Origin of the sequence: Nocardia fusca NBRC 14340 (assembly GCF_001618425.1) — a bacterium.
Taxonomy (GTDB): Bacteria; Actinomycetota; Actinomycetes; order Mycobacteriales; family Mycobacteriaceae; genus Nocardia; species Nocardia fusca.
The window spans coordinates 179,784-189,552 of sequence record NZ_BDCU01000041.1 but is presented as its reverse complement, the minus strand read 5'-3'; the positions used below and the strand labels follow the sequence as shown (position 1 = coordinate 189,552).

General features: G+C 69.0%; 10 protein-coding genes. 5 read left to right on the top strand and 5 right to left on the bottom strand.

All coding sequences use genetic code 11. The features are described from left to right. The 5 genes from NF4_RS26850 to NF4_RS26830 all read left to right on the top strand — a co-directional run. A partial coding sequence (locus tag NF4_RS26850) for a DUF998 domain-containing protein (protein WP_232330661.1) occupies window positions 1–701 on the top strand: 701 nt, incomplete at its 5' end. Window positions 702–732: 31 nt separating this feature from the next. Further along, window positions 733–1,104 carry a YciI family protein gene (locus NF4_RS26845; protein ID WP_063130156.1) on the top strand — a complete coding sequence of 124 codons (372 nt, stop codon included), beginning with the start codon at window positions 733–735 and terminating at the stop codon, window positions 1,102–1,104. Beyond that, window positions 1,101–2,357, top strand: coding sequence for an RNA polymerase sigma factor (locus tag NF4_RS26840; protein WP_063130155.1), 1,257 nt, complete (start codon window positions 1,101–1,103; stop codon window positions 2,355–2,357). Before NF4_RS26845 ends, NF4_RS26840 begins: the two co-directional genes overlap by 4 nt. Window positions 2,358–2,483: 126 nt before the next feature. Then, complete coding sequence (locus NF4_RS26835) at window positions 2,484–2,945, top strand: O-methyltransferase (protein WP_063130154.1); 462 nt, start codon at window positions 2,484–2,486, stop codon at window positions 2,943–2,945. A gap of 183 nt (window positions 2,946–3,128) precedes the next feature. Further along, window positions 3,129–3,923 carry an acyl-CoA thioesterase domain-containing protein gene (locus NF4_RS26830; RefSeq protein WP_063130153.1) on the top strand — a complete coding sequence of 265 codons (795 nt, stop codon included), beginning with the start codon at window positions 3,129–3,131 and terminating at the stop codon, window positions 3,921–3,923. A gap of 41 nt (window positions 3,924–3,964) precedes the next feature. On the opposite strand, the gene NF4_RS26825 is transcribed toward NF4_RS26830, so the two are convergent. The 5 genes from NF4_RS26825 to NF4_RS26805 form a co-directional block, all read right to left on the bottom strand. After that, on the bottom strand, window positions 3,965–5,461 hold the full coding sequence (locus NF4_RS26825) for a carboxylesterase/lipase family protein (RefSeq protein WP_063130152.1): 1,497 nt from the start codon (window positions 5,459–5,461) through the stop codon (window positions 3,965–3,967). 139 nt (window positions 5,462–5,600) lie between these two features. After that, window positions 5,601–6,569: an NADPH:quinone oxidoreductase family protein gene (locus NF4_RS26820; protein WP_063130181.1), complete on the bottom strand. Its 969-nt coding sequence runs from the start codon at window positions 6,567–6,569 to the stop codon at window positions 5,601–5,603. A 5-nt stretch (window positions 6,570–6,574) separates the two neighbouring features. Beyond that, window positions 6,575–7,351: an enoyl-CoA hydratase-related protein gene (locus NF4_RS26815; RefSeq protein WP_232330659.1), complete on the bottom strand. Its 777-nt coding sequence runs from the start codon at window positions 7,349–7,351 to the stop codon at window positions 6,575–6,577. A gap of 70 nt (window positions 7,352–7,421) precedes the next feature. Continuing rightward, on the bottom strand, window positions 7,422–8,444 hold the full coding sequence (locus NF4_RS26810) for a phosphotransferase family protein (protein ID WP_063130150.1): 1,023 nt from the start codon (window positions 8,442–8,444) through the stop codon (window positions 7,422–7,424). Then, a complete protein-coding gene (locus NF4_RS26805; protein ID WP_063130149.1) occupies window positions 8,441–9,742 on the bottom strand; it encodes an acyl-CoA dehydrogenase family protein in 1,302 nt (433 codons plus the stop codon). Before NF4_RS26805 ends, NF4_RS26810 begins: the two co-directional genes overlap by 4 nt. Window positions 9,743–9,769 lie beyond the last annotated feature (27 nt).

Genomic DNA, 9,769 nt, shown 5'->3' with positions numbered 1-9,769 from the left:
AGGGAACACCGATGACTCTCGCATCCAGCGCCCCGACCGCCTCCCCCTCCGAAAACGCGCCTGCTCCGGCAACCGGGTTCCTACTGCTCGTAGGTGCCGCCGCCGGTCCGGTGTTCTTCGCTTCGGCGATCGCGCAGATGCTCACCCGTGCGGGCTTCGACATCACCCGGCACCCGATCAGCCAGCTCGCCACCGGGGATCTCGGCTGGATTCAGATCATCACCTTCATCGCCGCCGGGATGGGCGCGCTGGCCCTGGCCGCCGGCCTCCGCCGCACTCTCGCGGACGGACTCGGGCGGCGGGCGCTACCGATCCTGGTGGGAGTTTTCGGAATCGGACTCATCGCGGCCGGGGTGTTCACCATGGATCCGGAGAAGGGTTTCCCGGCCGGCACCCCGGAGGGGCCGGTCGCGCAGATGTCCTGGCACGGCATTGCGCACTCGGCCGCCGCCGCGGTGGCCTTCACCGCGCTCGCGATCGCGGCCCTGGTGCTGAGCGTGCGGTGTGCGCGCCGCCGGATCGTGCTGCCCGCCGTGGCGAGCGCCGCTGCCGGACTCGTTCTGCTGGTACCGATGTCGCCCGGCTATATGAGCATCCAGATCGCCATCAACGGTCTGATCGCCTTCACCTGGACCACCGTGCTGGCGCTGTCCCAGCGCTGCGCAGCCGGAGCGGGCCGCGACTCCTCCCGGTTACCGTGATGACAACCCGACCGCATCGGAAGGACGTACCGTGAAATACCTGCTGCTCGGCTACACCCCGGCCACCGCGTGGGACGCCGCGACCGCCGACACTCCCTCGGCGGAGGCGCTGGCGGCGTTCGCCACCTACCGGCAACTGGAACAGGAACTGACCACCGCCGGTGAACTGGTCACCAGCGAGGGCCTGGGCCATCCGGCCGTCAGCACCACGGTCCGCAAAACCGCGGACGGTGTGGTGGCCACCGACGGCCCGTTCGCCGAACTGAAAGAGGTCCTGGCCAGCTTCGCCGTGATCGATGTCGCCGACCACGAACGAGCCGTGGAGATCGCCGCCCGTATCGTCGAAGCACTCGGCGAGCCGATCGAGATCCGTCCGGTCATGGGCGAAGACTTCACCGCATGACCCCCGAGATCGAGGGCCTGCTGCGCGCGGAAGCGCCGCAGGTCCTCGGCGCCCTGGTCCGCCGCTTCGGACGCTTCGATATCGCCGAGGACGCCGTGCAGGAAGCGTTGCTGATCGCCGCGCGCGCGTGGCCGCTCGATGGGGTCCCCGACCGTCCGCGGAGCTGGCTCATTCGAATCGCCTACCGGCGCATGATCGATCTACTGCGCTCCGACCGGGCTCGCCGCCGCCGTGAACTGGAAGCCGGCGCCGCGGAACTGGCCATGACCGAAACCACGCGGCACGCGCAGATTATAGACCTCGACGACAGCCTCACCCTGCTCCTGCTGTGCTGCCATCCCGCGCTCGGCCACACCTCGCAGGTGGCACTGACCCTCCGAGCGGTCGGCGGCCTGACCACCGCCGAGATCGCGCACGCCTACGGCACGACCGAGGCCACCATGGGCACCCGGATCAGTCGCGCCAAACAACAACTCGCCAAGGCCGGCGCCCGCTTCACCCCACCCACCGACAGCGACCGCGACAGTCGGATGACCGCAGTCCTGCGCGTGCTCTACCTCATCTTCAACGAGGGCTACACCGCCACCGCCGGAGCCGATCTCACCCGGGTCGATCTCACCGGCGAGGCCATCCGTCTGACCCGAATGCTGCACGCCACCGACCCCGACGACGCGGAAGTGACCGGCCTGCTCGCACTCATGCTGCTCACCGAATCCCGCCGCGCGGCACGCACCGACGCCGGCGAACTGATACCCCTCGCGGAACAGGACGCCACTCGGTGGGACCGCGAACTGATCGATGAGGGAACCGCACTCATCGATGGTGTCTGGAACCGCGGTCCGGCCGGCCCATACCAACTCCAGGCCGCCATCGCCGCGGTGCACGCCGCCGCCGAACCGGGCCGGACCGACTGGCCGCAGATCGCGATGCTCTACCTGTGGCTCGAACGCCTCACTCCCACCCCGCCCGTCCGGCTCGCCCGCGTCGTGGCCGTCGCCCACGCCTACGGGCCCGCCCGCGGTCTCGCCCTGCTCGACGACCTCGATCGACACCACCACCTGGACCGCAATCCCCTCACCCGGCAACGCGAACACGCTGTACGCGCGCACCTCCTCCAGCAGACCGGCGACGGCACCACCGCGGCCGAGCTCTTCCGCCGCGCCGCCGACCTGACCGGCAACCAAGCCGAACAGCGCTACCTGCGCGACAAAGCCGACCGACTCGATCGGCGTCGGCGTCCACCGGCCGATTGAGCGATCTCGCGCCCGAACCCACGCCGCAGTGGCAGCCCGCCTTCGGGCCCTATCGCGTTGCCGTGAGTAGTCTCTCGACTGTGTGAACCACCTCGGTCGTCGCTGTGCCACCGGTTGTGCCTGGCCATGCGAGCCCGCCGGGTGGTGGAGGTCGGCACATCCCATGGTGTGTCGACGCTCTACCTGGCGCAGGCGGTGCGTCTGGTGACCGAAAGCGACGGCGGCGCGGGCACCGTGGTAGGCACCGAGATCGAACCCGCCAAAGCCGCGGTCGCCCGGGAACATTTCCGCCGCGCGGGTTTGCAGAGTGTGATCGATCTACGCGTGGGGGATATCCGCGCGCCGCTGGCCGATCTGGAAGCGCCACTCGATCTCGCGTTGATCGATATCTGGCCGGTGCTGGCGCGGCCGGCGCTCGAAATGATCGCACCGAGACTGCGGCCCGGCGGCGTTGTGCTGATCGACAACACCGAGGGGCATCGGGAGGACTACCGCGATGCGTTCGCCCTCATCGAGGACCCCGCCAACGGCCTGCTCGCCCAGACTCTGCCGTTCCGGGCGGGATTGGAGATGGTGGTCAAACGGTGAGCACACCCGGAAGCCTGCTCGAGGTCAGTTCAATCGCACCAGACCGGCGGCGGTGGTCCGAAAGCCGCAGGTGTCGTGGTAGAAGCTGCGGGTACCGGGTCGGCCTGCCCGGTCGGTGCCGAGCCGGTAACGTGTTCCATTCCCGTGCGTCAGAGCAGGATTCCGAAGGGGGACCGACTACAGATGGTGAGCTTCTTCGAATGGCAAGGCGATCGGCTCGTCGCGGAGAAGCTGGCGATCAGCCCGTGGGCGCCGGCGAACCTCAGTGGAACGGGAGTGTGTGGTCTGCTCGCCCGGGAGCTGGAGGGGTACTGCCCCGACGACTTCGTTCCGGCCCGGCTCACCGTGGATCTCTATCGGCCGGTGCTCAACGCGCCGTTCGATATGCGCACCACCGTGGTCCGCCGCGGCTCCCGGATCACCGTCGCCGACACCGCACTGGTACAGGATGGCCGAGACCGGGCCCGGGCCTGCGCCGTGTTCTTGACTCCCGGCGCCGAACCGCCGGGGCAGGTATGGAGTCCGGCCGAGAAGCTGCCTGTTCCCGCCGAGGGCTGTATGTCCCCGGAGGGCTCCCCGCCGCTGTTCAAAAGCGGTGACCGCGACTGGACCGCCGATTTCGGCGCGAATCAGAACGCCGACCGCAAGGTCACCTGGCAGAGCCTGCCGCCGCTGATCGCGGGCGAGCCGATCACCCCGTTCCAGCGCGCCGCGATCATGGGCGACGCCACCAACCACCTGTGTCACTGGGGAACCGAGGGCGCGGGTTACATCAACGCCGATGTGACGGTGAACCTTTCGCGGCTCCCGACCGGCTACGAACTCGGCCTGCGCGCCGACAACATCATCGCCTCGGCCGGGATCTCCATCGGCGCCGCCACCCTGTACGACCGCACCGGGGCCGTCGGCACCTGCGTGGTGACCACGCTGTCCAACGCCCGGCGTCAGGTCGACTTCTCGACCAACCCCCTCGTCTGAAGCAGTGGCCGGGACACCGGCCGGCAGCGTGTCGAGGACGCTCAGGAACGCGGATCCGGTAGGGGCAAGGTGCCGAATCGGTGGTCGGACCAGATTCGGCGTGAGCGCTCCTCGGGGTACGGCCGGGTCGTCGGTGCGGTGTCGTAGACGCGGGTGGTGCGGTCGGCCGGGTGGTAGCGGGGCCAGCCGGGGTTTCCGTGGGTGGCGAAGTCCAGCCAGTCGGTGCGCATCCGCCGGGAGACGGCGGTGACCTGGTCGGCGGCGTCCGGATGCGCGGACCGGTGGGCGCGGATGTCGTCGGGACCGAGTGTGCCGAACACGAGCAGGAAGTCGAGGCTGTGGGAGGCGCCCTGCTCGCGGTTGAAACTCCAGCACAGTTCATAGAGCCAGGCGGAGCCGCCCCCCGCCTGCTGCGCTTGGGCGAGATGCAGGGTGGGCATCCGGAACAGCGCGTCGGCGTGGACGAGTTCGTACAGCTCGGCGGGGGTGGCCTCGGGATACGCGCCGCGATAACGGCGGCTGCCGTCGGATCCGGGCGCGAGCCACCCAAGGGTGGTGTCCACCTCCTCGTCGGTCATCTCGGTGCCGAGCCGGGTGTTGAACAGCCGGTATTCGTCTCGGGTATGGCCCACGAGCAGGTCGATGTCTCGTGCGGCACCGGCGGCGAGCGCCGGCCATGGTGCCGCGGGCAGGATGTCACCATCGACGACAGGTGAGAACGGTGACGGCGTCAAGGCCATCGGCCCCCACGTTTCGCCGAACGCGGGCATCTTTTCCAAAATCGTGTTCTCGGCGTCGACCAGGATGCGCGGGTCGATGGCGGCCATTTCTTCGACGGTCGCTCGGGCACCGGCCTCGGCCGCGATCGCCGCGGTGATCGCGGCCGCGAGCTCCGGGGCGAAGAAGGTACCCGGCACGCTCTGCGGGATGGCGCGGCGGAACAGCCCCGCCGCGGCCGGCATGCCCAGCAGCGCGGCGATGCATCCCGCGCCGGCGGACTGACCGAAGACGGTGACGTTGCCCGGATTCCCCCCGAACGCGGCGATATTGTCCTGAACCCACCGCAGGGCGGCGATCTGGTCGAGGATTCCGCGGTTGGCCGGTGCTCCGATCATGTGGGCGAAACCCTCGACCCCGACGCGATAGTTCAGGCTGACCACCACCGCGCCTGACCTGGCCGGCGTCGTCCCGTCGGCGTGCGGGTTGGCCGAGGTGCCCTCCTGATAGCCGCCGCCATGGATCCACACCAGCACCGGCAGCCCGGCGGCACCGGGATCGGGAGTCCAGACATTGAGCGTCAGGCAGTCGGGGGCTCGATCACCGGACATCGACGTCGCGATACCGGCTTGGGGGACCGGGGGACCGTACTCCCAGGCGTTCTGGGTGCCGTCCCATGGACGCGCCCGGACGGGCGCCATGAAACGCAGCGCACCGAACGGCGGCTCGGCGTACGGGATGCCCCGGAAGACCGCGACGGCGTCTTCCCACCTTCCCCGGACTGTTCCGGCCGTAGTGCGAATTCGGGGGTCGCTGCTCATGGACGATGTCGCTTTCTCTCGGCTGCAGAGGGTTCACCGACCGCTGTGCGGGAGAGTGCGTGATCGGCGGACCCGGGAACGCTAAAGCGAACCGGGGTCCTCGAGCGAGCCATTTTGTCCGGCACGGCGCCCGGGCCGATCAGGCGGTCATATCGATGACCACCTTGCCGACGGCCCGGCCCGCGGCGACCCGTTCGAGGGCCCGGGCGGTATCCGCGAGCGGGAAGGTGGCGCCGATATGCGGTGCGACCCGGCCGTCGGCGAGCAGACCTGCCAGTTCCCGCTCGTTGCGGTCGAACTCGTCCGGGTCGATATCGCGGAACTGGAAGCCGACGATCTGCAGTCCTTTGACCAGTACCAGGTTCAGTGGTATGCGCGGAACCGTTCCAGAGGCGTAGCCGATGGTGACGAAGCGGCCGCCGCGGCCCAGCGCGCGCAGCGCCGGTTCGGACAGGTCACCGCCGACGGGATCCAGTACCGCGGCGGCGCCCTCGGGGACCGCCGCGCGCAGGGCCGCCCGCACATCGGACTCACGATGGTCGATCAGGTACTTCGCCCCGTAGGACTCCGCGGCGGAGAGCTTTTCGGGCGAAGACGCGATCGCCACCACCTCGACGCCGAGGGCGCCGGCCAGCTGTACCGCCGCCAATCCGACCCCGCCGCCGGCGCCGAGCACGACCGCGGTGTCACCCGGGCCCACCCGGGCCACCGACCGCAGCGCGTGGTACGCGGTGCGGTAGGCGACACCGAACGCGGCGGCGGTCCGGTCGTCCACGCCCGGCGGGATCGGCGCCAGATTCGTGGCCGGGGCGACGATCTCCTCGGCGAACGCCCCGTACAGGCCGGTTCCGGACACGCGGTCGCCGAGTGCGAATCCCGGGCAGTCCGAGCCGAGTTCGGTGATGTGGCCCGCGAACTCGCTGCCCGGGACGAAGGGCGGCGGCACGGTGATCTGGTATCGACCGGCGATCAGCAGAACATCGGGAAAGTTCGCCGCGGCCGCGCGCACCCGTATCCGCGCCTGCCCGGGACCCGGCCGGGGGAGCGGTCGCCGTTCGATCCGCAATACCTCCGGCGATCCGTACTCGGGGCAGACCACCGCCCGCACCACGGTCATCTGCCCTGCCACACCGGGGCGCGTTTCTCCATGAACGCCGTCGCGCCCTCCTTGGCGTCCTCGCTGGCGAAGACCACACCCTGCCAGTGCCGCAGCCGTTGCGCTGCCTTGTCGGGGTCGGTGACCGACAGGCGTACCAGTTCCTTGCAGGCGGCGACCCCCAGCGGTCCGTTCGCGGCGATCCGGTCCGCGAAATCGAGGGCTGTGTCGAGCACGTGGCCGGCCGGGACCACGGCATTGATCAGGCCGATCTCGTAGCCACGCGCGGCGCTGAAGAATTCGCCGGTGAGTGTCAATTGCAATGCGATCCCGAGCGGAACGCGCTCGGCGAGATAAGTTCCCCCACCACCGGGGAAGAGTCCGCGCTGCACCTCGGGCAGGCCGAATTTCGCGGTGTCCGCGGCGATGATGAGATCACAGCCGAGCAGCAGTTCCAATCCGCCGCCGACCGCGGTGCCGTTGGCAGCTCCGACCACGGGAACCGCGACGGCGCCGCGGGTGAGGCGCTGGAAGGCCCGGTTCTCCGGGGTGTCGCCGAACCCGACGTCCGCACCGCCGGAGAACGCGCGCAGGTCCATTCCCGAGCAGAATGCGCGGTCCCCGGCGGCGGTGAGGACCAGGGCCCGGGTGCCGGAATCCTGTTCGGCGGCCAGGACGGTGGCGCCGATACCGGCGATCAGGTTGCCGTTGAGCGCGTTGCGTGCCTGCGGGCGGTTCAGGGTGAGCACGGTGACCGGACCGCGGTGCTCCACCAGGAATTCTTCATCACTCATGCTGTGTCGATCGGTCATGACCGAGGCCCTCCATGGGTATGCTCCGCTGCCGCCTCCGGGCCCGACTCGTTCATGACGCGTACTCCGTTGTCTCGGTGAGTTCGGCGGCCGAGCGCATGAGTTCGGGCACGATCGGGCCGAAGGATTGCAGTTTCACATCGTCGCCCGCTCGCTGGAAGCCCTGTTCCAGTACGATCGCGAGCTTCCATTTGGCCAGGACCAGGTAGTAGTCGAGATCGTCGACCTGCCGGCCCGACACCTGCGCGTAATGTGCCACCACCTGGTCGCGGGAGGGCATCCCGCGCATATCCACGTAGCCCGATTCGGCGGCCTCGGGAGCCGAGGTGTCCTCCGGCCAGCTCTGTACCATCCACGCCAGATCCAGCTTCGGATCGCCGACGGTACCCATCTCCCAGTCGACGATGGCGGCCAGGCGGGCCGGTCCGCCCTCGCGATACATGACATTGGCGAACTGGTAATCGCCGTGCATCAGACCGGGTATGTAGTCCAGGGGGCGGTGCTCGCGTAGCCAGCGGGTGGCGGTGTCCATCCCCTCGAGGTCGCGGCCCTTGATCCGCTCGAAGAAGCCGGTCCACCGGGCGACCTGACGCTCGTGGAATCCGTCCGGCCGCCCCAGATCGTGCAGCCCCCGGGCCCGCCAATCCACCCTGGACAGCAGCGCGATGCCTTCGGCGAGCCGATAGGCCAGTCCGGCGCGGGCGGTGAGGTCGGTGTCGAAGGGGGCCGGCCAGACCCGGCGATGATCCATCGGTGACCAGCCGTCCACAAATCCCATCAGGTAGAACGTGCGGCCGAGTACCGAGGGGTCGGTGCAGACCGCCACGGCGTCGGTGTGCGGAACGTCGGTACCGGCCAGCGCCTCGATGATCCGCCACTCCCGCAGGATGCCGTTGTCGCGGTCGGCCGGCGCCCCGGCCGGTGGTATCCGCAGCACATTGCGGTGCTCGCCGCGGGTGATCTCGTAGATCTCGTTCTGCGTGCCGCCCGACAGGAATCGGGTCTCCAGCGGTTCGCCCTTGCCCGGTAGCCCGGCCTCGTCCATCCACTGCGCCAGCGGCGCGAAATCGATCATTGGTTGCCTACTTCGTTCTCCAGGTAGTCGGCGTATTTGGCGCGAGCCGCCGCGAGCCTGCGCGGTATCCATTCCGTGGGCCACTGATCGGCACTGGGCCGGTGGTCGCGCAGGACCTGTTTGGCGACGGTCATCTTGTGCACCTCGGTCGGGCCGTCGGCCAGGCCCATCACGCCGGCGCCGTGGATCATGGTGAAGAAGGGCAGCTCGTTGGTGGTGCCCAGCGCACCGTGCACCTGCATGGCCCGCCAGGCGATATCGTGCAGCACGGTCGGCATCACGACCTTCACCGTGGCGATATCCTTGCGGACTTTCTTGTAGTCGTTGTATTTGTCGATTTCCCAGGCCGTGTACAGCACCAGCAGCCGGAACTGTTTCAGCTGGGCGTAGGAATCGGCGATATAGCCTTGGACGAACTGTTTGTCGGCGAGCCGGCTGCCGGCGGTTTCCCGGCTCAGCGCGCGTTCGCACATCATGTCCAGGGCCTTCTGCGCGAGCCCGATGGTGCGCATGGCGTGATGGATACGGCCCCCGCCGAGCCGGGTCTGCGCGATCACGAACGCCTGCCCGGCCGCGCCGAGCAGGGCCTCGGCGGGTACGCGGACATCGTCGTAGTGGATCAGTGCGTGCGAGCCGTCGTTCAGTGGTTCGCCGGCCAGGCCGATATTGCGTTCGATGCGGATACCGGGGGTGTCGGTGGGGACCAGGAACATCGACATGCCCTGGTAGGGGCTCACCTCCGGGTCCGTCACCGCCATCACTATGAGGAAGGCGGCGGTGCGGGCGTTGGAGGAGAAGAACTTCCAGCCGCTGATCACCCAGTCGTCCCCGTCGCGTACGGCGCGGGTGCGGAACAGGGTGGGGTCGGCGCCGGCCTGCGGTTCGGTCATCGAATAGCAGGAGAAGAGTTCGCCGTCGAGCAGCGGTCGCAGGTACCGCTCCTTCTGGGCCGCGGTGCCGTAGTGCGCGATGATCTCGGCATTGCCGGTATCGGGCGCCTGGCAACCGAAGACGATGGGAGCCCAGGAACTGCGGCCCAGGATCTCGTTGAGCAGGGCCAGTTTCAGCTGACCGTAACCCTGTCCGCCCAGGTCCGGGCCGAGGTGGGTCGCCCACAGCCCCTGGTCGCGGACCCGCTTTTTGAGCGGGTCAACCGCCGCTCGCCGGGCGCCCTCCAGGGGCACGAACTGCTCGTGCGGCCAGAGGAGATCCAGTGGTTCGACCTCGTCGCGTACGAACGCATCGGCCCAGTCGAGCTTCGCCTGGAAGTCGGGTTCGGTCTCGAAATCCCATGCCATTTGCGCCTCCTCTCCTGCAGTGAGAAT

Coding starts and splice junctions, on each gene's coding strand:
- NF4_RS26815 (WP_232330659.1), bottom strand. CDS start 7,351: ATGAGTGATGAAGAATTCCTGGTGGAGCACCGCGGTCCGGTCACCGTG.
- NF4_RS26810 (WP_063130150.1), bottom strand. CDS start 8,444: ATGATCGATTTCGCGCCGCTGGCGCAGTGGATGGACGAGGCCGGGCTA.
- NF4_RS26835 (WP_063130154.1), top strand. CDS start 2,484: ATGCGAGCCCGCCGGGTGGTGGAGGTCGGCACATCCCATGGTGTGTCG.
- NF4_RS26825 (WP_063130152.1), bottom strand. CDS start 5,461: ATGAGCAGCGACCCCCGAATTCGCACTACGGCCGGAACAGTCCGGGGA.
- NF4_RS26840 (WP_063130155.1), top strand. CDS start 1,101: ATGACCCCCGAGATCGAGGGCCTGCTGCGCGCGGAAGCGCCGCAGGTC.
- NF4_RS26805 (WP_063130149.1), bottom strand. CDS start 9,742: ATGGCATGGGATTTCGAGACCGAACCCGACTTCCAGGCGAAGCTCGAC.
- NF4_RS26830 (WP_063130153.1), top strand. CDS start 3,129: ATGGTGAGCTTCTTCGAATGGCAAGGCGATCGGCTCGTCGCGGAGAAG.